Here is a 20,566-nt window from a genome sequence, read left to right as displayed (position 1 = left end):
TGTGTGGGCCGGGTGAGACCCAGCCCATGGGAAACCATGCGTTCCAACTGCGTACCGCCGCTGCTCCTCCAACCCGCGTGAGAACGTCCACGCAGGGAACGCGGTCCGTAGGCCGGCCGGCTTGTCCGCCTGGGCCTGGGGTCATGACGGCATCATGCGATGCGGAGACTAGACAGCGCTCCGACACCGCCAGACATCTGAGGACATCTCTGAGTCAGCCAGATCATGAACGATGTCCTTCGACAGGATTGCCGTCATGGTGAACGAACGGCTCCGCCGGACGATGCTCCACGCCGGTATCGACCCGGAGGGGCTGGCAGCGCGCGCCGAGGTATGTGTCAAAACCGTGGAACGCTGGTTGCACGGCACGTCCGTGCCGTATCCCAAGACCCGCTACCGGGTCGCCGCCATCCTCCAGGAGGATGAGTCCTACCTCTGGCCGGATGCCATCGACAGAACCGGGCTCGCCGGAGCCGAACTCGTCGCCGGTTACCCGCGCCGCAACGACGTCCCCCGGCACCTCTGGACGGAGATCCTGCGAGGGGCCAAGCGGAACGTCGACCTCATCGCGTCCGCCGGTCTGTTCCTGGCCGAGGAACATCCTGACTGGATCCCCACGCTGGCGGCCAAGGCGGAGGCCGGCGTGCGCGTACGCCTGCTCTTTGGCGATCCCGACGGCCGGCAGCTCGCCGCACGGGATGCCGAGCATCAGATTGGAGGCGGGGTCGCCGGCCGGGTCGCCGCGGTGCTGGCCTACTACGGGCAGCGGATGCCGCCTACCGTGCAGATCCGGTTGCACGACACCCCGCTCTACAACTCCATCTATCGCTTTGATGATGAAATGTTGGTCAACGTCCACGTGTACGGCTTGCTGGCTGCTTTCACGCCAACCCTGCGTCTGCGCCGGGTGGACGGGGCATGGTTCAACACCTATCTGGAGTCCTTTGAGCGGGTGTGGGCGTCAGCCCGGCCCTGGGACAGGGGAACTGTGCTGTGAAAGAGATCAGACGCATCGACTACTGGCAGGATCCCGAAGCGCCGAAGCCGACCAGTCGCAAGGCGTCCGCGAGCGTGTTCGTCAAGGACGATCAGGGGCGGGTGCTCATGCTCCGTCGCACGGACAACGGCCTGTGGACGATCCCCACCGGCGGGGTGAAGAAGGGGGAGACGGTCGCGGAGGCGGGCGTTCGCGAGTGCAGGGAAGAGACGGGCCCCGACATCGAGATCGTCGGTCTGGTCGGCGTGTTCTCCACGCCGGATCATGTGATCGCCTACTTGAAGGGCGGCAAGGTTGACGAGGTGCGTCAGCCGATCAATGTGTGCCTGCGGGCCCATGTCGTCGGAGGGGAGATCCGGCCGGAGCCGGCGGAGGCGCAGGAGGTGCGATGGGTGACGCCGGAGAGGCTCGCCGGGTACAACATCCATCCCGCGATCCGCCTGCGGATCGACTGCGGGCTTACCGGCGGATCTCCGCACATCGGCTGAACCGGCTGTCGATCATCTGTCGTGGCGCACAGGGCACTTAGCTCGCGTTGAGGACCTGGGTTGGATGGCCCCCTGCCGAACCAACAGCCTGGCCCAGTTGCTTTCCGGGGGCGAAGCGAGGGTGGGATCCAGCTGGCTGACCACTTGGCTGGGTAAGGGGTGGGTCTTCAGAAAGGCAGCCCGAGCGAAGCGAGGCCGACCAGGGGTCGAGCCCGTGGCTCGACTGGAAGAACGCCTGGAATCCCGGACGCGCGAAGCCCGCAAAAGTGAAAGACGATGCTTTTGGGTATACGGAAACGCCGCACCCCTACCCGGGGGCACGGCGTCCAGGAAAGCGTCAGGCTACTTGGCGGCCAGCGCGGCGGCCTGCTTGGCGATCGCCGACTTGCGGTTCGCGGCCTGGTTCTTGTGGATGACGCCCTTGCTCACTGCCTTGTCGAGCTGACGGGAAGCCACACGCTGAGCTGCCGCGGCCTCCTCGACGTTGCCCTGCTCGGCGGCCTCGCGGAACTTGCGAACCGCGGTCTTCAGGGACGACTTGACGGCCTTGTTGCGCAGACGAGCCTTCTCGTTCTGCTTGTTGCGCTTGATCTGGGACTTGATGTTCGCCACGAAGAAGCCTCGGTGAGAATCTGGTGATGGATGGGGCGCGCGGGCTCGAGAGAGGGCGCGCCACACGCAGTTGAACAGGCTACCAATAACTCAGGTCGCCGCTCAAATCAACGACTCCGAGCGTAGCCACTCCGTGGTGTACTCGCGCCAGTCCTCCTCCGTCGCCGCGAAGTCTACATACATGGCCAGCCCGTATCGTTCGCGCGGTCCCCGGTCGGTGATGGCCAGGCGGGCGGCCAGCGCCGCGTCGGCCACGCTCTCGGCGGAGTCGCCCCAGGGTATGCCGTGGTCGTGGTAGGCGGGCGCGCCGAGCAGCACGGTCCTGGTCTCGGGTACGAGGTCGAGTGCGAGCTTGGCCTGCCGTACGGCATGCCCGCCGTACAGGGAGGTGAGGGGCATGCCCGAGTCGTAGGCCATGACGGCCACCTGGTCGACCCGCCGGGCCACCTCGCCGAAGTAACCCTGTGACCAATACTTGTCGTGGTCCAGGAAGACCCTGGTCACCGGCCGCATGAGGGGGTAGGGCTCGATCTGCGGCGTGGACGTCGACAGGAGTTCGGTCAGCGGCCGGGTCCGGTCGAGCAGGTCGAGGAAGTCGCCGTCGTCGGAGCCGATGGGCTCGAAGTTGTAGTGGATGCCGTCGTAGCCGAGCGCCATGATGGCGGTGACGCTGGTGAGGATGTTCTGCCTGGTGGCGGGGGAGTCGAGGTCGAGGAAACCGTCCACCTTCTGGCCGAGCCAGGCCGAGACCCGGACGTCGGGCAGATGTTCGTGCGCCCAGGCCACGAAGCTCTCGGCGGTGGAGATGGCGCTCATGTCGAGGGTTCCGTCGCGTTTGAAGGGGCCGCTGTGGACGTAAAGGTCCTTGATGCCGGTACTGCGCAGCCGTACCGCCAGATTCTTGACGTCTTGCTCCGTGCGGCGGCCGTCCACCCACATGTGGCCCATCCACAGAGCGTCGTTACCGGTGCTCTTGGCCCAGTCCGCGGGCTCGCCGGTAAACTGGACTCGGAACGCTGCGGCGACCACGCCGACCAGCACGACCACGATGGCCAAGGCAAGCGCGAGCACGCGCAGGCCGCGGCGGATGACGGTTCGGGCAATCACCCGGGCATGTCACCATGAAAGACGCTTGACCTCAACCCTGTCGAAACGGACTTCGGTGCGCAATCAGCCTGGCCAGACCGACCCCGCGTTGATCCGCAACTTCTGCATCATCGCGCATATCGACCACGGCAAGTCCACGCTTGCCGATCGCATGCTGCAGATCACCGGTGTGGTCGACGACCGTTCGATGCGTGCTCAGTACCTCGACAGGATGGACATCGAGCGCGAGCGCGGCATCACGATCAAGTCCCAGGCGGTGCGGCTGCCGTGGGACGGGCACGTGCTCAACATGATCGACACGCCCGGCCACGTCGACTTCACGTATGAGGTGTCCCGGTCGCTGCAGGCGTGCGAGGGCGCGATCCTGCTGGTCGACGCCGCTCAGGGCATCGAGGCGCAGACGCTCGCGAACCTCTACCTCGCGATGAACAACGACCTCGACATCATCCCGGTCCTCAACAAGATCGACCTTCCGGCCGCCCAGCCGGAGAAGTTCGCCGAGGAGATCGCGGGCCTGATCGGCTGCGACCCGTCGGACGTGCTGCGGGTCTCCGGCAAGACCGGCGAGGGCGTGCGCGAACTGCTCGACCACGTCGTCGCGACGGTCCCGCCGCCCGTGGGCGCCGCCGACGCGCCCGCCCGCGCGCTGATCTTCGACTCGGTGTACGACACCTACCGGGGCGTCGTCACCTACGTACGCGTCTTCGACGGCCACCTCGGCAAGCGCGAGCGCATCACCATGATGTCCACGCAGGCCACCCACGAGACGCTGGAGATCGGCGTCATCTCCCCCGAGCCGAAGGTCGCCGACAAGGGCCTCGGCGTCGGCGAGGTCGGCTACCTGATCACCGGCGTGAAGGACGTGCGCCAGTCACGGGTCGGCGACACCGTCACCTCGGCCGTGCACGGCGCGAAGGAGATGCTGGCCGGCTACGACCACCCGCGGCCCATGGTGTTCTCCGGCCTCTACCCGATCGACGGCGACGAGTACCCGGAACTGCGCGAGGCGCTCGACAAGCTGCAGCTCAACGACGCCTCCCTGATCTACGAGCCGGAGACCTCGGCCGCGCTGGGCTTCGGCTTCCGTGTCGGCTTCCTCGGCCTGCTCCACATGGAGATCATCCGCGAGCGGCTGGAGCGCGAGTTCGGCCTGTCGCTGATCTCCACGGCGCCCAACGTCGTCTACCGGGTGGAGATGGAGGACGGCAAGGAGCTGACCGTCACCAACCCGTCGGAGTTCCCGACCGGCGGCAAGATCGACAAGGTCTTCGAGCCGGTGACGAAGTCGACGATCCTGGCCCCGGCCGAGTTCATCGGCGCGATCATGGAGATCTGCCAGGGACGGCGCGGCAACCTGCTGGGCATGGACTATCTGTCGGAGGACCGCGTCGAGATCCGCTACACGCTGCCGCTCGGCGAGATCATCTTCGACTTCTTCGACCAGCTGAAGTCCCGCACCCGCGGCTACGCCTCGCTCGACTACGAGCCCGCGGGCGAGCAGGAGGCGGAGCTGGTCAAGGTCGACATCCTGCTGCAGGGTGAGCCGGTCGACGCCTTCAGCGCTATCGTGCACAAGGACAAGGCCTACGCCTACGGCGTCGACATGGCCAAGAAGCTGCGCGAGCTCATCCCGAGGCAGCAGTTCGAGGTGCCGATCCAGGCGGCCATCGGCGCCCGGGTGATCGCCCGCGAGAACATCCGCGCGATCCGCAAGGACGTCCTCGCCAAGTGCTACGGCGGTGACATCAGCCGTAAGCGCAAGCTGCTGGAGAAGCAGAAGGAAGGCAAGAAGCGGATGAAGATGGTCGGCCGGGTCGAGGTGCCGCAGGAGGCGTTCGTGGCCGCGCTGTCGACCGACTCCAGCGCCGCGGACAAGGCGAAGAAGTAGCGGCGCTCAGAGCCCTAGCAGCGCGGGCTCTGACGCCAGCGCCCGCCAGTGCGCGGCCGGGTCCGGCACGAGGCGGCGCTCCCGCAGGTCGAGGAGCCCGCCGACGCTGGTCAGCTCGGCCGCCAGACCGCCGTCCCGGTGCCGGTACTCCTGTACGATCCTGAACGTCTTGCCCGCGCCCCACTCGAACCCGCAGCTCACCTCGACCTCGTCGCCGCCGCGCAGTTCGCGGTGGTAGCGGATGGTGTTCTCGAGCGTGATCGGGCCCACGCCCGACGCGAGCAGGTCCTCGACGGTGATCCCGGCCGCGCGCAGGCACTCCCATCGCGCGTGGTCGCCGTACTGGTGGTAGACCGCGCCGTTCACGTGGCCCTGCGTGTCGAGTTCATATCCGCGTACGGCGATGCGTACCGCGAAGCTCATGACCGTTCCTCCAGCCAGTCGTGCGATCGCCCGGTGAGGTAGCGCAGGCCGTCCTCGCCGATCGCGATCCAGTCGCCGCGGGCCCAGCCGCCGGTGGTCTGCGGGGCGAAGCCGTGCTTTCTGAACAGCGCCGACGCCTCCTGCTTCGTCAGTCCCCTGCGCCCCCACTCGGCGATGACACGCGCGGTTCGCTCCGGCTCGTCGGGCTCCTCTGGACCGCCCAGGGCGGTGGCGAGCTCCTCGAACCCTTTGGCGATCTGCCGGAGCGCGGCCTGCGCCCGTGGGACGTCCATGCCCGCAATCGTACTGCGATCGCTAGCGATTGCCTAGCGATGCTGTCGGCTCAGATACCCCGCGAGCACCGCCGCGCCCAGGACGGCCTGCAGGACAAGCAACCCGCCGGAAAACCCCGTCACCAGGGCGATCGCCATCGGAAAGCAGCCGATGACCGCCAGATCGAGCCCGGTCAGCCCCCAGAACAGCGGCCCGGTCGGAATCGCGCCCGCCCCCATGTCGAGGATCGGCATCGCGTGGTTCACCGGAGCCCGCCTCGCCATCCGCAACGCGGCGGCGGCCAGTGCGGGCGCCGCGAGCGGCACGAACCACAACAGCGACCCCGCAGCCCCGGGCAACAGCACCAGCGCCGCCCCCATCCACACGGCCGCCAGCAGCGCGGGCAGCACGGCCCGTGCCGCCATCAGCCCACGCCTCGGCAGCGCCAGCAGGCGGGCCAGCGCCGGGTTGTCGGCGTCCCACCGCGCCCCTGACACCGCGGACGCCGCCGCGGCCAGCCCACCGCCCAGGACGAGCACCGCCACCAGCGCTCCCGTGTCGGCAGTCGCCTGGGCCATCAGCGCGGGCGCCGCCGTCGAGCCCGCCAGTACGGCCAGCCGCCCCGGCCGCCGCACCAGCCGCAGCACCTCCTGCCACGCGGGCGCGAAAACCGCGGGCAGGCCGGGCCACGACCGGCTGCGCAGGCGGGCGCCACGCCAGTGGTTGTCCTCGGCGAGCCAGCTCAGCAGGCTCGGATCCAGGCTCACGGTGGCGTTGGCCAGGTGCCCGGCCCTGGCCGACGACGACAGCAGGCGGCGGGCCGGGATACGGGCAAAGGCCGACCAGGCATGCCGTACCAGGAAGGCGGAGACCAGAGCCGGAACAGCCGACCAGACGGGCGCGGGCACGTGGCGGCCCCCCACCAGCATCAGGACGACCGCGGCCAGCACCAGCGCGGCGATCACCGCGCGCAGCGCGAGGTCCCACGGATCGGACGTCTGGGCCAGCACGGCCATCGCCACCCCGCCCGCGCTCACCGAGACGCCCGCCAGGAGCGCGCCGACCAGCCGCCAGACGAGGTGGTCGGGCGCGCCGGTCACCGCCAGGGCCGCCAGCCCGAGACCGGCGCCGACCACGAGGCTGACCAGCAGCAGCGTCCGCGCGGAGCGTGCCAGCACGTCGCGCCGGTCCAGCGGGGACAGCAGCAGCCAGGCCGCGTCAGCCGCCGACACCACGACGGGACCGATCGCGCGCGCCGCCCACAGGAAGCCCGCGAGCACGAGCGTCACCAGCGCCAGCCCGGCGCCCACCTGCTCCGGCGGAGGCGGCGCCGCCATGGACTCGAACGCGGCCGAGACGGGCTGGGCCAGCATCGCGCCGCCCATCGCCAGCCCGAACAGCGTCGCGTACCGGTCGCTCAGGCTCCGCTGCCGCCCGGACCGGGTCCGGACGAGCGCCCTGATCTCGCGCACCGCGGTCATCGTCCGCTCACCCGGGTCGCGAGGGACACATGGCGGGCGCGGGCGGCGAGGGCGGGGTCGTGGGTGGCCATGATGACGGTGCCGCCGCCGGCCGTGTACTCCAGCAGCAGGGTGCCCAGGCGCTCGCGGAAGGCGGTGTCGAGGCCGCGTTCCGGCTCGTCGAGGAGAAGGAGGCTGCTGGGCCGTACCAGGGCCGCGGCCAGGGCGAGACGCTGGCGCTGGCCCGTGGAGAGCTTGAGCGGGACGGCGTCCGCGCGCGGACCGAGGTCGAACAGCTCCAGCGCCCGCTCCACGCTCATGCGCGGCCCATCGTGTACGGCCAGCACCAGCTCAAGGTGCTCCCGCGCGGTGAGACCCGGATACCAGGCCGGTTCGTCCCCCGTCACCGCCACCCGCCGCCAGAACGCCGCCACGTCGGCCGGAGGCGCACCGAAGACCGTGACCTCTCCGCTCGTCGGCGGCTGGAGACCGGCCAGGCAGCGCAGCAGCGTGGACTTGCCGGACCCGTTCTCGCCCACGACCGCGACCAGCTCACCTGGTCGTACGACCAGGTCGTGGCCGGTGAGGATGGGATTGCCGCCGAGTTCGACGGTCAGGCGGACAGTGGTCACGAGGGGATCGCACACCGTTCGACCCTACCCGGCGCGGCATTTTTGTCGGTGCCGCACTCTAGCCTTTCGAATCTCGAACATGAGTGCGATAGGAGGAGTGTTGTGATCGCTGCTGAGCGGTATGAGAGGGCGGCCCTGCTGGGTGTCGCGATAGCGGAGGAGACGCGGCGGCTGCTCCGCCTGCATCTGCGCCCGGCCGAGGTGGCCCCCGACGGCACGGTGGGGGTGGAGGTGCCCTATCCGGACGCGGCGGTGGTCCGGGCGGTGCTCGACGTTGCCGCGGAGTGCTTCGGTGAGGAGGGCGACGGTGAGGCGGCGCGGGAGGCGGCGCTGTCGACGTTGTTACAGCTGGCCGACCTGAGGCTCAGCCGGTGACCGCGTGTGCCCCCGCCGCGCGGGGTCGGTTACCGTCGGAGCCATGCGGCTGATCTCAGTGAACGTGGGGCGGGCGGTCGACGCGGAGTGGGCGGGCAAGCTGGGGCGCACCGCCATCGACAAGAAGGCGGTCACGCGCCGCGTCGGCGTGCGGCAGAACGGGCTGGAGGGCGACGAGCGGGCCGACCAGCCCAACCACGGCGCGCCCACGCAGGCCGTCTATTCCTATGCCCGCGAGGACTATGACTGGTGGGAGGGGGAGCTGGGGCGGGAGCTACGCGACGGCCAGTTCGGCGAGAACCTCACCACGTCCGGGGTGGACGTGTCGGGGGCGGTGCTGGGCGAGCGCTGGCGGGTCGGCACGGCGTTGCTGGAGGTGAGCGGGCCGCGCATTCCGTGCGTGGTGTTCCGCAACTGGATGGACGAGCCGGGCTGGCTCAAGCGCTTCACCGACGCCGGCCGGGTGGGCGCGTACCTGAGCGTGGTGGAGACGGGCGAACTGGGCGTCGGCGACCCGGTCGAGATCGTGGCCCGCCCGGAGGAGAGCGTCACGATCGCCGAATCCGTGCTCGCCTACCACGGCGACAAGGACGTCATGGCCCGCATCCTGGCCTTCCCCGGCCACGGCTCCTACTGGGACCGCCGCGCCGAACGCCTCCTGCGCTGAAGGTCCGCGAGCGGGGAGCGGCGCACGGGCAGCCCCCCGCTGGTGCGGCCCGTGCGCCGTCCGACTTCTAGCGCAGAACCCTGTACAGGGCGGAGGTGAGCGAGGCCTTGGCGTCGTCACCGTCGATGGACCACATCATGTAGCCGCCCAGGCCCTTGTGCCGGATGTAGGCGGCCTTCTGCAGCATCACGATCGGGTCGTCGTAGGTCCAGAACTCGGTGCCGTCGTACAGCCACACGGCGCCGGTCCTGACGTCGCGGTAGCGCTTGCCGGGCTTGGCGAGGATGTCCTTGTAGTCCTCGGAGCCCGCCTCCCACTTGCCGGGGGCGGCGCCGGTGGCGGGCTGGTAGACGCCGTCTCCGGCCGGGCCCGCCGGCACGCCGGTCCAGCCCTTGCCATAGGCGGGCACACCGGCGACGAGCTTGCGGATCGGCGCGCCGCGCTCCAGGTAGTAGTTGATCGTCTGGTCGAGGCTCTCGCGGATCTCGTTGGGGTCGCGGCGGTCGTTGAAGAGGTTGGAGTGGTGACCGGTGATCTTGTCCCACGGGCCGTGCAGGTCGTAGCCCTGGATGGTGGCGTAGTCCAGGTTGCGGAAGACCTTGCGCACCTCGAGGCCGGCGTCGATGACGCGGGTGGCCGCGGGCAGGAACGCCGTGATCAGGGCGGAACGCTTGTAAGCGTTCATCTGCGACCTGAGCTCGGCGACGAAGGCGGTGAAGTTCTGCTTGTCCTCGGGACGCACGACGTTGCCGGGGGCTCCGGGGTAGCCGGGCCACTCCCAGTCGAGGTCGATGCCGTCGAAGACGCCGGCGCCCGTGCCGTCGGCCAGGCCGGGCAGGTTGCCGCGCAGCCACAGGTCGATGCAGGACTTGGCGAGCTTGCTACGCGATTCGGCGGTGAGGACGGCGTCGGAGAAGTACTTGGAGCCGGTCCAGCCGCCCAGCGAGATCAGGACCTTGAGCTTGGGGTGCTTGGCCTTGAGCTTCTTGAGCTGGTTGAGGTTGCCGTTGAGTGCCTGGCCGGGCGCGTCGGCCACGCCGTCCACGCTCTGCTCGGCGGGCACGGGACGCTGCCAGTCGGCCCAGGCGTCGGCGGAGTAGCACTCGGCCTGCTGGTTCACGAACCCGAAGGCGTAGTTGATGTGGGTGAGTTTGCGGGCGGCCCCGCTGGTCTCCATGTCCTTGACGTGGTAGTTGCGACCGTAGACGCCCCACTGGACGAAGTAGGCGACTCTCTTGTAGCCGGATCCGTGGTTGGCCTCTGCCGGGGCCGACACCACCGTCATACCGAGTAAGAGGGTGAGAGCGAGCAGGACTTTCTTCACGCGGCGTCTCCTGAATTGATAGGAAACTTTCCTTTAAGATGCCCTGACAGTAGGACGGTGTGATCGGGCAGTCAATGGCAGAAGGCAGACTGGAGGGGTGCCATCCACCCTGCCCGACGGCGATCCCGCGCCCCCGTCCGGAGAGCTGCCCGAGAGTGCCCTGCGCGGCCTCGGCGAGCGCCCGTTCGGCTTCTACGTGCACGTCCCGTTCTGCGTGACGCGCTGCGGCTACTGCGACTTCAACACCTACACCGCCGCCGAGCTGGGCCCCGGCGCTTCGCACCGGGACTACGCCGACACCGCCATCGACGAGGTACGGCTCGCGCGCCGCGTGCTCGGCACGGCCGACCTGCCCGTCGAGACGGTGTTCTTCGGCGGCGGCACGCCCACCCTGCTGCCCGCCGGCGACCTGGCCCGCATCCTGGCCGCGATCGACGAGGAGTTCGGCCTGCGCCCCGGCGCGGAGGTCACGACCGAGGCCAACCCCGAGTCCGTCGACCCCGGTTATCTGGCCGAGCTGCGCGCGGGCGGCTTCAACCGGATCAGCTTCGGCATGCAGTCGGCCAAGGAGCACGTGCTGAAGGTGCTCGACCGGCACCACACGCCGGGGCGGGCGGCGCAAGCCGTACGGGAGGCTCGGCAGGCCGGGTTCGCCCACGTCAACCTCGACCTCATCTACAGCACCCCGGGAGAGAGCGACGACGACTGGCGGGCGTCGCTGGAGGCGGCGATCGCCGCCGGGCCCGACCACGTCTCCGCGTACTCGCTCATCGTCGAGGAGGGCACGCGGCTGGCGGCCCGCATCAGGCGCGGCGAGCTGCCGATGCCCGACGACGACGTGGCCGCCGACCGCTACCTGATCGCCGACGAACTGCTGGCGAAGGCCGGGTACTCCTGGTACGAGGTGTCGAACTGGGCCAGTTCCGAGGCCGGCCGGTGCCGGCACAACCTGCTCTACTGGACCGGTGGCGACTGGTGGGCCGTCGGGCCGGGGGCGCACAGCCACGTGGGCGGCACCCGCTGGTGGAACGTCAAGCACCCCGCCGCGTACGCGCAGCGGCTGGCCCAGGGCGTCTCCCCTGCGCACGCCAGGGAGGTGCTCGAGGACGCCGACCGTGAAGTGGAGCGGCTGATGCTGGAGCTGCGGCTGATCACCGGCTATCCGCTGGCCGACGTGGCGCCCGGCGCGAAGCTCGCCGTGGCCAGGGCCGTGGGGGACGGGCTGCTGGAGCAGGAGGCGTTCAAGGCGGGCCGCATGGTGCTGACCCTGCGAGGCCGCCTGCTCGCCGACGCCCTCATCCGCGACCTCACACTCTGACCGACGTTACACGAGGCGCCGTCACAGGAAGGTGGCGATCAGGTCGGCGATCGGGCCCAGTGCTGCGGCGAGGGCCGTGACGGGCGCCAGGCGGGTGCCGAGGCGGTCGAGGGCGGCGGTGACCCGGGCCGGGTCGCGCTCCCCGGGTTCGGTCTCGGCCTCGGCCAGCACCTCCTCCAGGTCACGGCGGGCCTGCCGGGCCTGGGGCAGCTCGGCCGCGTGCGCCTCCACGAGGGCCAGGAGCGCCACCACCTGACTCCGCAGCCGCTCCAGCTCCTCCCGCGGGACGGAGCGTTCCTGGCCGGGCTGGAAGATCGAGCCCTGGCCGCCGATGTTGCTGCCGGTGAACGTGCCGCCGCTGACGACGGTCCCGTAGTTGGGCGCCGACGGGTCGGGCGTGCTCATGCGGCCCCCTTGCCGGCGGGCGCGGCGAACTGGGCGCCCTGGCCGCCGATGTTGGTCCCGTTGAACGTGCCGCCGTTGACCACCGTGCCGTTGTTGATGACGGCGGCGATCTGCTGCCGGTACGCCGCGGTGTCCACGCCGCGCTGCTCCAGGAAGTCCAGCACCGCGTTGTTCAGCCGCTCCTCCACGAGCTTGGCGTATTTGAACGCGTCCAGCCCTTCGAGGAAGGTGTTGATGCGCGGCTCGGCCCCCGCCTCACGCAGGCTGATCCTGGCTCCGTAGTCGTAGACCACGTACTTGTCCGGGTCCTCGGGCAGCCGCATCGCCATGAAGATCCGCCGCAGCAGCCGGGCGGGCGCGCCGACGACGTCGCGGGCCAGCGCGAGCGGGGCGCGGCTGAGCGCCGCCAGCACGAGCGCCGCGCCGGCCTCCCTGGGCAGCTCGTCCACCACCCGGTAGGCGGCGCGCACGGGCGGCAGCGCGGTCACGATGAACTCGGTGTAGAGCATCCGGCCCTCGACGGCCAGATGGATGAAGATCGACACGGTGGTGTCGCGGTCCTCGGCGGGCAGCACCTCGTCGCCGTCGACGTCGGTGACGGCCTCGCCGCTGGTGCCGACCACGATCCACCGGTAGTGGCGGGCGCCCGACTGCGGGTTGCGGATCACCGCCTGGAGCTCCCGGTCGCTGAGCTGGTAGCGGGGCCGGGTGCCGTGCAGCAGCGGATGCTCACCGTGGAGCTGGTTGAGGCGGCCCTGCGCGATCACGTGGTCGAGGATGTCCAGGTGGACGGGCATGGCGGGCTCGGCGGCCGTGCGCATCTGGCTGAGCCGCTCGCCCACGAACTCGTGCAGGTCCACCGCGTCCACCATGGCCGGCGCCCGGCCCGCGTCGCCGGTGCGCCGGTCGAGCTCGGCCGCGATCGTCCAGGCCCGCACGAGATCGCCCGCGCCGACGAACGGGTTCTCGCCGGAGTAGAGCGTCAGGTTGCCGTGCTGCGCGAGCTTGACCTCCGTCATCCGCGGGCCCGCCTCCGCTCCGGTACGGCCCGCGCCCGGCCGCAGCCGCTCCGACAGGATCCGGTAGACGCGCACCCGGTAGGCCAGCACGGTGGCGATGGCGGCCACGAGCATCAGGGGCGCCATCCAGCCGGAGCCGCTGTCCTCCTCGAACTCCGAGCCGCTCGCGCCGAGATACCTGGTCAGCAGCAGCGCGGGCACGACCACCAGGGCGAAGAAGCCGATCACCAGACCGGCCACGAGGACAGGACTCAGCCGCCTGCGCTGCCCCAGGCTGCCGAACCCGCCGGAGGCGAAGGCCGCCAGCGCGCCCAGGACCGTGAGCCACGGCATCGTGGCCTGAAAGTTGAACAGCAGGGCGAGCAGCAGCATCACCGTGACCGCGGCCTCCCTGACGGTCAGCAGCGACCGCGAGTAGAGGCAGTGCCGCAGCACCGGGCCCAGGTCGAACCCGCCGACCGACGGCGCCACCGCGTGGTGGCGGCGCGCGATCAGCGCGTACAGCGCCCGGTCGCGGAAGCCGGGATCCAGGTAGGCGGCCGCTGCCAGGTATCTGGTGGTGTTGCGCAGGCGCTCGTGCACCATGACCTCCCCGTGAGTGACCCGTCCATCGTCACCCGGGGAGCTGGGATCATTCCGGAGAGTGATCGAACCGTGATTCTCCGTATTACTTGATCATGCGGATGCTGATCGGGTAGCGGTAGTTCTCGCCCTTGTTGGTGGCGATGGCCGCCTGGATGTGGAAGATCAGCGAGACGATCCAGACCACCGGCAGCAGCAGGAAGCCGATGATGACGATCGTCAGGATGAAGGAGACGATGTAGCCGATGAACATGGTGATCTGGAAGTTCAGCGCCTCGGCCGCCTGGTCGCGGACGTAGGGGGACTCGTCCTTCTTCATCAGGTAGATGATGAGCGGGCCGATCCAGGAGACCAGCAGGCCCAGCAGGTGGGACAGCATGGCCATCGTGGTGTCGTCGGTGCCGGGGCGCGGGCCGTACATGCCGGGGGTGTGGGGCTGGGGGGCCGCCGGGTAGCCGTAGCCGTAGCCGGGCGGGGGCTGCTGCGGGTGACCGTAGCCCTGGGGGCCCGACGGCTGCTGCCCGTAGGGGTAGTCGGCGGAGGGCGGCTGCTGGGTGTACCCGCCTGACGGCTGCTGGCCGTAGCCTCCCGGGTACGCGCCCGGCTGGCCGTACCCGCTCGGCGGCTGTTGACCGTATCCGCTTGGGGGCTGCTGGCCGTACCCGCTCGGGGGCTGTTGACCGTAGCCTCCCGAGGGCGGCTGGCCGTGGCCGGGAATGTCGGAGCGCTCCACGCGGCGGGTGGAGTCGTCGTCAGGCTGGGGGTGGTCCTGGCTCATGATGCCTCCGTGACGAAGTCGATCAGCTCCTCGACCCGGCCGAGAAGCTCGGGCTCGAGGTCGGAAAAGGTCGAGACGGAGCCCAGGATGCGCCGCCACGCCGCGGCGGGCTCCATGCGCCAGCCCAGGGCGGCGATCACGCCCTCCTTCCACGGCACCCCGCGCGGCACGTCCGGCCAGCCGGGGATCCGCAGGACGGACGGCTTCACCGCCTGCCAGATGTCGATGTACGGGTGCCCGACGATCAGCACGTCGGGCGAGCTGACCTGGGCGGCGATCCGGCTCTCCTTGGAACCGGGCACCAGGTGGTCCACCAGGACCCCGAGCCGCCTGCCGGCGGACGGGCCGAACTCCGCGACGATGGCGGGCAGGTCGTCCACGCCCTCCAGGTACTCCACGACCACGCCCTCGACCCGCAGGTCGTGGCCCCAGATCTTCTCCACGAGGGCGGCGTCGTGCACGCCCTCGACGTAGATGCGGCTCTCGCGGGCCACCCGGGCGCGCAGGCCCTCGACGGCGATCGAGCCCGACGCGCTGCGCCTCTTCCCGCCCGCCGGGGTCCCGCCCGCCGCCGGGGCGACCGGCCGCACCAGCGTCACCGGCCTGCCCTCCAGCAGGAACGCCGCCGGCGCGAGCGGGAACAGGCGGCGCTTGCCGAATCGGTCCTCCAGCGTGACGGCCTCCTTGTCGCAGGCCACCACGGCGCCGCAGAAGCCGCTATCGGCGTCCTCCACGACCAGGTCGAGATCCGCCGGGACCTGAGGGATCTTGCCCTTGCCCGGACGCCGCCAGTTCCCCGCGAGCACATCACCGTCGTACACACGGGGACCGTAGCAAATCACCCGCCCATCGCGAGGCGCTTGCGGTGGCCGCTGCGGCGCACCAGCACGACGACCGTCCACACCACCGCGATGAGCACGCCGACCGCGGGCAGGATGAACAGCGCGGCCACGCCGCCCATGATGCCGCCGGCCGCGGCGGTCAGGTCCTTGCCGACGCCGAAGCGGGTCTGCGCGTCGGGCTCGATCGTGCAGCTGATCTGGTAGTCACCCGCGGCCGGGGCGTTGACCAGCGCGATCAGCTCCCAGCTCGTGCCGTTGAGCTCGACGGTCTGGTTCACGGGCGTGGTGACGAGCTTGGCGTTGCCGTTGATCTGGCACTCCCAGCTGACCTGGGTGCCGCGCGACAGGTAGAGCGCGGGCCGGTCGGCCGGGTCGATGGTGACCGTGGCGGGCTGGCCGGGCTGGAACGTCTTGCCCGGGGCGGCGCCGCTCACGCCACTGGTCACGCCGCCCGCGAACAGCGCGATGCCGGCGATCACGAACACGACGGCCACGCCCCAGGCCACGGCGATCTGCCACAGGGGCGGGCGCAGCCGCTTGCCGTCCACCGGAGGGGGGAACTGGGGGGCGCCGTACGGGGGCTGGCCGAACTGCTGCTGGCCGAACTGGGGCTGCTGACCGAAGGGTTGCTGGCCGAGGGGCGGCTGGCCGTACTGGGGTTGCTGGCCGTACTGGGGGCCCGACGGCGGCTGGCCGTACTGGGGACCTGAGGGCGGCTGGCCGTACTGCGGGCCTGAGGGCGGCTGGCCCTGCGGGGGGCCCGACGGCGGCTGGCCGTACGGCGGGCCGCCCGCAGGCCCGTACTGGGGGCCGCTCTGCGGCGGGGGGCCGTACGGGGGTCCGCCCTGCGGCGGAGGCTCGTACGGAGGCTGCTGAGGAGGCTGCCATCCTCCACCCTGCCGGAAATCTTCACTCATAGCTGCAAGTGTGGACGTATCGGGTTGCCGTCCGCTAGCACGTGGGTTATCGCACCTTGTGGGTGAGAGCCGTACACTTGGCACTCGGGAACACCGAGTGCCAGACCTGGCGTTTCCCAAGGGAAGAGGTAGGAGGTGCACACGTGCTCGACGACAGGAAACTCGCGGTCCTCCGCGCGATTGTCGAGGACTACGTGTCCACCAACGAACCGGTGGGCTCCAAGGCGCTGGCCGAGCGCCACAACCTCAAGGTCTCCCCGGCCACGGTACGCAACGACATGGCCGCGCTGGAGGAGGAGGGGTACATCACCCAGCCGCACACCAGCGCGGGCCGGGTGCCGACGGACAAGGGCTACCGGCTCTTCGTCGACCGGCTCTCGCAGATCAAGCCGCTGTCCACGGCCGAGCGCAGGGCCATCGAGACCTTCCTGGCCGGCGCGGTCGACCTCGACGACGTGGTGACCCGCACGGTACGGCTGCTGGCGCAGCTGACCAGGCAGGTCGCGGTGGTGCAGTATCCGACGCTGACGCGCTCCAGCGTGCGTCACGTCGAGCTCGTGCCGCTGAGCGAGCGGCGGATCATGCTCGTGCTGATCACCAACACGGGCCGGGTCGAGCAGCGCGTCGTCGAGCTGCCCGAGGTCATCGAGGACCCCCGGATCGCCCACCTGCGCGCCGTGCTCAACGCCTGTCTCGACGGGTGCGGGCTGGCCGAGGTGCCCGACCTGGTGGCCGACCTGCCGGAACGGCTTCCGGTGGAGGACCGGCCGGTTGTCGCGACGATTCTGTCGGTCCTGCTGGAGACGCTCGTCGAACGGCACGACGAGAAGATCGTTTTCGCCGGTGCGGCCAACCTGGCCGGCGCCGACTTCACCATCGGTCTGCGCGACGTCCTCGAAGCGCTGGAAGAGCAGGTCGTGCTCATGCGCCTGCTCGGCGAGACGACAACGGACACCCCGACCGCGCTCACCGTGCGCATCGGAGCGGAAAACCCCTATCTCCACGGCACGTCCATCGTCGCCACCGGATACGGTTCTGGCGACAACCAACTGGCCCGGCTGGGCGTCCTCGGCCCCACGAGGATGGACTACCCGGTGACCATGGGCGCCGTGCGCGCAGTGGCACGCTACGTCAGCCAGATCCTGGCTGCTTCTTAAGAGGTCGATAAGTGGCAAACAGCGACTACTACAGCACCCTCGGGGTGCGCCGTGACGCCAGTCAGGACGAGGTCAAGAAGGCCTATCGCCGGCTGGCCCGTGAGCTGCACCCGGACGTGAACCCCGATCCCGCGACGCAGGAGCGTTTCAAGGAGATCACGCAGGCGTACGAGGTGCTGTCGGACCCGCAGAAGCGCCAGATGTACGACCTTGGCGCCGACCCCTTCGCCGCCGCCGGCGCAGGGGCCGGAGCGGCCGGTTTCGGCGCGGGTTTCCCCTTCAGCGACATCATGGACGCCTTCTTCGGTACGGCGGGCGGCGGGCGCGGCCCCCGCTCGCGGGCCAGGAGGGGCCGCAACGCCACCATCCGCGTCGAGCTGGACCTGCGCGAGACGGCGTTCGGCACCACGCGCGAACTGGTCGTCGACACCGCCGTCGTCTGTGAGGTCTGCCAGGGCGCGGGCGCCGCGCCGGGCACCCACCCCGACACCTGTGACATGTGCGGCGGCCGGGGCGAGGTCTCCCAGGTCACCCGGTCCTTCCTGGGCCAGGTCATGACCTCGCGGCCGTGCCCCCAGTGCCAGGGATTCGGCTCCATCATCCGCAACCCCTGCCAGGAGTGCGCGGGCGACGGCCGGGTGCGCACCCGCCGTACCATCAAGGTCCGCATCCCCGCGGGCGTCGAGGACGGCACCCACATCCAGCTGGCCGGTGAGGGCGAGGTCGGCCCCGGCGGCGGCCCGCCCGGAGACCTCTTCCTGGAGATCGTCGAGCGGCCGCACGAGATCTTCGAGCGGCGCGGTGACGACCTCCACTGCACCGTCCAGATCCCGATGACCGCCGCCGCGCTCGGCACCGTGCTGACGGTGGAGACGCTCGACGGCGCCGAGGAGGTCGACGTCCGCCCCGGCACGCAGTCCGGCCAGGTGATCTCCATGTACGGCCGCGGCGTGCAGCGCCTCAACGACTCCGGCCGCGGCGACCTGCTCATCCACGTCAACGTGGAGACGCCGGGCCGCCTCGACCCGGCCCAGGAGGAACTGCTGCGCGAGCTGTCGAAGCTGCGCGGGGAGGAGCGCCCGCCCGGCAAGTTCGCGCCGGGCCAGCAGGGCTTCTTCTCCCGCCTGCGAGACGCCTTCAACGGCCGCTGACCTCCTTGTACGGCGAGCGGGGGCGGCCATGAGCGTGCCGGTGTTCCTGGCCGGGCGCGAGACGTTCGGCGGCGATGAGGCGGTGCTCGACGGCCCGGAGGGCCGCCACGCGGCGGCCGTCAGGCGGCTGCGGGCGGGTGAGCGGGTCGACCTCACCGACGGCGCCGGCGCGGTGGCCGAGTGCGTCGTGCGCGAGGCGCTCAAGGACCGGCTGCTGCTCGACGTGCTCAAGCGTTACGAGGTCCCGGCTCCGGCGCCGCGCGTGGTCGTCGTCCAGGGGCTGCCCAAGGGCGACAGGGGCGAGCTGGCCGTCGAGATGATGACCGAGGCCGGTGTCGACCGCATCGTGCCCTGGGCGGCCGCGCGCAGCATCACCCAGTGGAAGGGCGACAAGGTCGCCAAGGCGCTCGGCAAGTGGCGCGCCACCGCGCGGGAGGCGGGCAAGCAGGCGCGGCGCTTCCACGGGGCCGAGGTGGCCGATCTGGCCTCCACCGCTCAGGTGGAGGCGTTGCTCGGACGGGCGGCGCTGGCGCTCGTGCTGCACGAGGAGGCGGCGCGGCCGTTGTCGCGGGTGAGCCTGCCCGCCGACGGGGAGATCGTGCTCGTGGTCGGGCCCGAGGGCGGGATCTCGGAAGGCGAGCTGGCCGGGTTCGTCGCGGCGGGAGCCGTACCGGCGCTGATGGGGTCTACGGTGCTGCGGACCTCGACCGCGGGAGTGGCCGCGGCGGCGGTGCTGATGGCGCGCACCGGGCGCTGGTGAGACCTCAGCTCACCTGGTTGGAGGTCAGCGGCGTCGTCAGGTCGGTGGGCGGCGCGGGCGGCTGGTCGTCCGGCGGGCACTCCTCCGGCGGGCAACTGCCGGACGGGATGGGCGTGTCGGTGGGGCCGGAGGGGGTGGGACTGGCGGACGCCGTGGGGCAGTCCTCGCGCGCGGCGGTCTCCTCCTCCGGAGTGGACGGGCAGGGCGTCGGCGTCGGGGTGACGCTGCCGCTCGGGGACGGCTTCGCCGTCGACTTGGCCGACTCGGTGGCCTGCCCGGGCGACGTCGGCGTGGGCGTCGGGTCGGCAGGCAGGATCGCCGGCTCCGACCTGCTCGGGCTGGGCTTGTCCTGAGGGCGGTTGGTGGAGGAGTTGTCCGGCGGGGCGTCGGTCTCGCGGACGTGCTCGACCTCCGTGGGCGTGATGACCCTGTCCCGCAGTGAGGGAACCACCATGACGACGGTGCCCGCGACCAGTACGGCACTGACCGTGGCGGCGCCGATGCGCCACCACAACACGCTGCGCACGCCCCGCCGCTCGATGCGGCCGCGGATGATCTCCAGACCTTCCGGAGACGGCACGACCGCGTCCGCCTCCGCGCGGAGCACGCGGCGCAGAATGTCGCCGTACTCGTCGGGCGGCTGGGTCATGACATCTTCTCCAGGACGGATCGCAAGGCGGCCATGCCACGGGCGGTGTGGCTCTTGACCGCGCCCTTGCTGATGCCCATGGCATGGGCGATCTCAGCCTCGGACAGATCCCCGTAGTAACGAAGGACAAGGGCCTCTCTCTGCCGGGTCGGCAGCGCGCGTAATGCCTCGATGACCGCGGAGCGCTCCAGCTCGCCGATGGCGCCGTTCTCGGCGCTCGGGGCGTCTGGCAGGCCCTTGGGTGCGTACTTCTCCACGACGGCTCGGTGACGCAGAACGGAACGGGACCGGTTGACGACAGACTGCCGCAGGTAGGCGAGTGCCTTGTCGGGGTCACGCAGTCTGCGCCAGGCGCCATGGATGGCGACGAACGCGTCCTGCACGACTTCCTCCGCTGTTGCTATGTCGCGCACGAGCAACACGGCGAGACGAACCAATGACCGGAAGTGCGCACTGTACAGCGCGGTAACGGCCACGTCGGCGTCCCATCCGACCGGCACCGCCCCCAGCGACCTGTCGGCCAGAAGGGTTTCGGTGGTCACATCAATGGGACGCTCGGCCTTCCCTGCGGGTTTACGCTCTTCCGGTTCTTGAGGTTTTCCCGGTTCCTTGGGGTGCATTACCCAGTCGTGTCCTCGCCAGGTGGCCTCGCCCGAGCCTGAATCGTCTTTTGTGCTGAAGTGTCGCACACACACCCTAACCGCGTGGATCTTCCGGCGCACGGTACGCAGGATTACCGATT

General features: G+C 70.4%; 23 protein-coding genes. 9 read left to right on the top strand and 14 right to left on the bottom strand.

Features of this window, described 5'->3' with window-relative positions; genetic code table 11:
- Positions 1 to 232 precede the first annotated feature (232 nt).
- Together ACFWYW_RS11590 and ACFWYW_RS11585 are read left to right on the top strand one after the other, a co-directional pair.
- Entirely contained in the window at positions 233 to 997 is a 765-nt protein-coding gene (locus ACFWYW_RS11590; protein WP_379616592.1) for an XRE family transcriptional regulator, read from the top strand.
- Positions 994 to 1,485 (top strand): NUDIX domain-containing protein, encoded by a 492-nt coding sequence (locus ACFWYW_RS11585; protein ID WP_379616594.1) that lies wholly within the window; start codon positions 994 to 996, stop codon positions 1,483 to 1,485. The genes ACFWYW_RS11590 and ACFWYW_RS11585 overlap by 4 nt, the downstream gene beginning before the upstream one ends.
- 342 nt (positions 1,486 to 1,827) lie before the next feature.
- Here the strand turns inward: ACFWYW_RS11585 and rpsT are convergent, their stop codons facing one another.
- The gene (rpsT, locus tag ACFWYW_RS11580) at positions 1,828 to 2,097 is read right to left on the bottom strand and encodes a 30S ribosomal protein S20 (protein ID WP_184966628.1); all 270 of its coding nucleotides are present in this window, start codon (positions 2,095 to 2,097) and stop codon (positions 1,828 to 1,830) included.
- 102 nt (positions 2,098 to 2,199) lie between these two features.
- Positions 2,200 to 3,204: a hypothetical protein gene (locus tag ACFWYW_RS11575; RefSeq protein WP_379616596.1), complete on the bottom strand. Its 1,005-nt coding sequence runs from the start codon at positions 3,202 to 3,204 to the stop codon at positions 2,200 to 2,202.
- Positions 3,205 to 3,259: 55 nt separating this feature from the next.
- Here ACFWYW_RS11575 and lepA point away from each other — a divergent pair, with 55 nt between their 5' ends.
- Complete coding sequence (lepA, locus tag ACFWYW_RS11570) at positions 3,260 to 5,092, top strand: translation elongation factor 4 (protein ID WP_379616599.1); 1,833 nt, start codon at positions 3,260 to 3,262, stop codon at positions 5,090 to 5,092.
- 6 nt (positions 5,093 to 5,098) lie between these two features.
- On the opposite strand, the gene ACFWYW_RS11565 is transcribed toward lepA, so the two are convergent.
- The 4 genes from ACFWYW_RS11565 to ccmA are packed head-to-tail and all read right to left on the bottom strand — an operon-like array spanning position 5,099 to position 7,880.
- Entirely contained in the window at positions 5,099 to 5,515 is a 417-nt protein-coding gene (locus ACFWYW_RS11565; protein WP_379616601.1) for an acyl-CoA thioesterase, read from the bottom strand.
- Positions 5,512 to 5,808, bottom strand: coding sequence for a hypothetical protein (locus tag ACFWYW_RS11560; RefSeq protein WP_379616603.1), 297 nt, complete (start codon positions 5,806 to 5,808; stop codon positions 5,512 to 5,514). The genes ACFWYW_RS11565 and ACFWYW_RS11560 overlap by 4 nt, the downstream gene beginning before the upstream one ends.
- A gap of 33 nt (positions 5,809 to 5,841) precedes the next feature.
- The gene (locus ACFWYW_RS11555; RefSeq protein ID WP_379616605.1) at positions 5,842 to 7,269 is read right to left on the bottom strand and encodes a DUF6297 family protein; all 1,428 of its coding nucleotides are present in this window, start codon (positions 7,267 to 7,269) and stop codon (positions 5,842 to 5,844) included.
- Positions 7,266 to 7,880 carry a heme ABC exporter ATP-binding protein CcmA gene (ccmA, locus tag ACFWYW_RS11550; RefSeq protein ID WP_379616607.1) on the bottom strand — a complete coding sequence of 205 codons (615 nt, stop codon included), beginning with the start codon at positions 7,878 to 7,880 and terminating at the stop codon, positions 7,266 to 7,268. Before ccmA ends, ACFWYW_RS11555 begins: the two co-directional genes overlap by 4 nt.
- A gap of 102 nt (positions 7,881 to 7,982) precedes the next feature.
- Between ccmA and ACFWYW_RS11545 the strand changes: the two genes are divergently transcribed.
- Both ACFWYW_RS11545 and ACFWYW_RS11540 read left to right on the top strand, forming a co-directional pair.
- The gene (locus ACFWYW_RS11545) at positions 7,983 to 8,255 is read left to right on the top strand and encodes a hypothetical protein (protein WP_379616609.1); all 273 of its coding nucleotides are present in this window, start codon (positions 7,983 to 7,985) and stop codon (positions 8,253 to 8,255) included.
- 43 nt (positions 8,256 to 8,298) lie between these two features.
- Entirely contained in the window at positions 8,299 to 8,922 is a 624-nt protein-coding gene (locus ACFWYW_RS11540) for an MOSC domain-containing protein (RefSeq protein ID WP_379616611.1), read from the top strand.
- 67 nt (positions 8,923 to 8,989) lie between these two features.
- On the opposite strand, the gene ACFWYW_RS11535 is transcribed toward ACFWYW_RS11540, so the two are convergent.
- Positions 8,990 to 10,246 (bottom strand): glycoside hydrolase family 18 protein, encoded by a 1,257-nt coding sequence (locus ACFWYW_RS11535; protein WP_379616613.1) that lies wholly within the window; start codon positions 10,244 to 10,246, stop codon positions 8,990 to 8,992.
- Between the two features lie 97 nt (positions 10,247 to 10,343).
- Between ACFWYW_RS11535 and hemW the strand changes: the two genes are divergently transcribed.
- Positions 10,344 to 11,564: a radical SAM family heme chaperone HemW gene (gene hemW, locus ACFWYW_RS11530; RefSeq protein WP_379616615.1), complete on the top strand. Its 1,221-nt coding sequence runs from the start codon at positions 10,344 to 10,346 to the stop codon at positions 11,562 to 11,564.
- Positions 11,565 to 11,585: 21 nt separating this feature from the next.
- On the opposite strand, the gene ACFWYW_RS11525 is transcribed toward hemW, so the two are convergent.
- The 5 genes from ACFWYW_RS11525 to ACFWYW_RS11505 form a co-directional block, all read right to left on the bottom strand.
- Positions 11,586 to 11,969 (bottom strand): hypothetical protein, encoded by a 384-nt coding sequence (locus tag ACFWYW_RS11525; protein WP_379616617.1) that lies wholly within the window; start codon positions 11,967 to 11,969, stop codon positions 11,586 to 11,588.
- A complete protein-coding gene (locus tag ACFWYW_RS11520; protein WP_379616619.1) occupies positions 11,966 to 13,573 on the bottom strand; it encodes a hypothetical protein in 1,608 nt (535 codons plus the stop codon). Before ACFWYW_RS11520 ends, ACFWYW_RS11525 begins: the two co-directional genes overlap by 4 nt.
- 82 nt (positions 13,574 to 13,655) lie before the next feature.
- Positions 13,656 to 14,348 carry a DUF4870 domain-containing protein gene (locus ACFWYW_RS11515; protein ID WP_379616621.1) on the bottom strand — a complete coding sequence of 231 codons (693 nt, stop codon included), beginning with the start codon at positions 14,346 to 14,348 and terminating at the stop codon, positions 13,656 to 13,658.
- Positions 14,345 to 15,169, bottom strand: a complete 825-nt coding sequence (locus ACFWYW_RS11510) for a DUF3097 domain-containing protein (protein ID WP_379616623.1) — start codon at positions 15,167 to 15,169, stop codon at positions 14,345 to 14,347. The genes ACFWYW_RS11515 and ACFWYW_RS11510 overlap by 4 nt, the downstream gene beginning before the upstream one ends.
- 17 nt (positions 15,170 to 15,186) lie before the next feature.
- On the bottom strand, positions 15,187 to 16,107 hold the full coding sequence (locus tag ACFWYW_RS11505) for a hypothetical protein (RefSeq protein WP_379616625.1): 921 nt from the start codon (positions 16,105 to 16,107) through the stop codon (positions 15,187 to 15,189).
- 143 nt (positions 16,108 to 16,250) lie between these two features.
- On the opposite strand from ACFWYW_RS11505, the gene hrcA reads away from it, so the two are divergent.
- Genes hrcA through ACFWYW_RS11490 form a run of 3 tightly spaced genes read left to right on the top strand, consistent with a single transcriptional unit; the run spans position 16,251 to position 19,175 of the window.
- Positions 16,251 to 17,264: a heat-inducible transcriptional repressor HrcA gene (hrcA, locus tag ACFWYW_RS11500; RefSeq protein ID WP_379616627.1), complete on the top strand. Its 1,014-nt coding sequence runs from the start codon at positions 16,251 to 16,253 to the stop codon at positions 17,262 to 17,264.
- Positions 17,265 to 17,275: 11 nt separating this feature from the next.
- Positions 17,276 to 18,415 (top strand): molecular chaperone DnaJ, encoded by a 1,140-nt coding sequence (dnaJ, locus tag ACFWYW_RS11495; RefSeq protein ID WP_379616629.1) that lies wholly within the window; start codon positions 17,276 to 17,278, stop codon positions 18,413 to 18,415.
- Between the two features lie 28 nt (positions 18,416 to 18,443).
- Entirely contained in the window at positions 18,444 to 19,175 is a 732-nt protein-coding gene (locus tag ACFWYW_RS11490; protein ID WP_379616631.1) for a 16S rRNA (uracil(1498)-N(3))-methyltransferase, read from the top strand.
- A 4-nt stretch (positions 19,176 to 19,179) separates the two neighbouring features.
- On the opposite strand, the gene ACFWYW_RS11485 is transcribed toward ACFWYW_RS11490, so the two are convergent.
- Positions 19,180 to 19,824, bottom strand: a complete 645-nt coding sequence (locus ACFWYW_RS11485; protein ID WP_379616633.1) for a hypothetical protein — start codon at positions 19,822 to 19,824, stop codon at positions 19,180 to 19,182.
- Positions 19,821 to 20,366 (bottom strand): SigE family RNA polymerase sigma factor, encoded by a 546-nt coding sequence (locus ACFWYW_RS11480; protein WP_184967323.1) that lies wholly within the window; start codon positions 20,364 to 20,366, stop codon positions 19,821 to 19,823. The genes ACFWYW_RS11485 and ACFWYW_RS11480 overlap by 4 nt, the downstream gene beginning before the upstream one ends.
- Positions 20,367 to 20,566: the final 200 nt, after the last annotated feature.

This window comes from Nonomuraea sp. NPDC059023, from assembly GCF_042740095.1.
Classification (GTDB): Bacteria; Actinomycetota; Actinomycetes; order Streptosporangiales; family Streptosporangiaceae; genus Nonomuraea.
This window is presented reverse-complemented; position numbering and strand designations above follow the sequence as displayed.

What these genes read in the sequence shown, in the direction of transcription:
- ACFWYW_RS11515 (WP_379616621.1), bottom strand. Translation starts at nt 14,348, where the DNA reads ATGAGCCAGGACCACCCCCAGCCTGACGACGACTCCACCCGCCGCGTG.
- ACFWYW_RS11505 (WP_379616625.1), bottom strand. Translation starts at nt 16,107, where the DNA reads ATGAGTGAAGATTTCCGGCAGGGTGGAGGATGGCAGCCTCCTCAGCAG.
- ACFWYW_RS11490 (WP_379616631.1), top strand. Translation starts at nt 18,444, where the DNA reads ATGAGCGTGCCGGTGTTCCTGGCCGGGCGCGAGACGTTCGGCGGCGAT.
- ACFWYW_RS11525 (WP_379616617.1), bottom strand. Translation starts at nt 11,969, where the DNA reads ATGAGCACGCCCGACCCGTCGGCGCCCAACTACGGGACCGTCGTCAGC.
- ACFWYW_RS11565 (WP_379616601.1), bottom strand. Translation starts at nt 5,515, where the DNA reads ATGAGCTTCGCGGTACGCATCGCCGTACGCGGATATGAACTCGACACG.
- ACFWYW_RS11555 (WP_379616605.1), bottom strand. Translation starts at nt 7,269, where the DNA reads ATGACCGCGGTGCGCGAGATCAGGGCGCTCGTCCGGACCCGGTCCGGG.
- ACFWYW_RS11540 (WP_379616611.1), top strand. Translation starts at nt 8,299, where the DNA reads ATGCGGCTGATCTCAGTGAACGTGGGGCGGGCGGTCGACGCGGAGTGG.
- ACFWYW_RS11520 (WP_379616619.1), bottom strand. Translation starts at nt 13,573, where the DNA reads ATGGTGCACGAGCGCCTGCGCAACACCACCAGATACCTGGCAGCGGCC.
- ACFWYW_RS11590 (WP_379616592.1), top strand. Translation starts at nt 233, where the DNA reads ATGTCCTTCGACAGGATTGCCGTCATGGTGAACGAACGGCTCCGCCGG.
- ACFWYW_RS11560 (WP_379616603.1), bottom strand. Translation starts at nt 5,808, where the DNA reads ATGGACGTCCCACGGGCGCAGGCCGCGCTCCGGCAGATCGCCAAAGGG.
- ACFWYW_RS11485 (WP_379616633.1), bottom strand. Translation starts at nt 19,824, where the DNA reads ATGACCCAGCCGCCCGACGAGTACGGCGACATTCTGCGCCGCGTGCTC.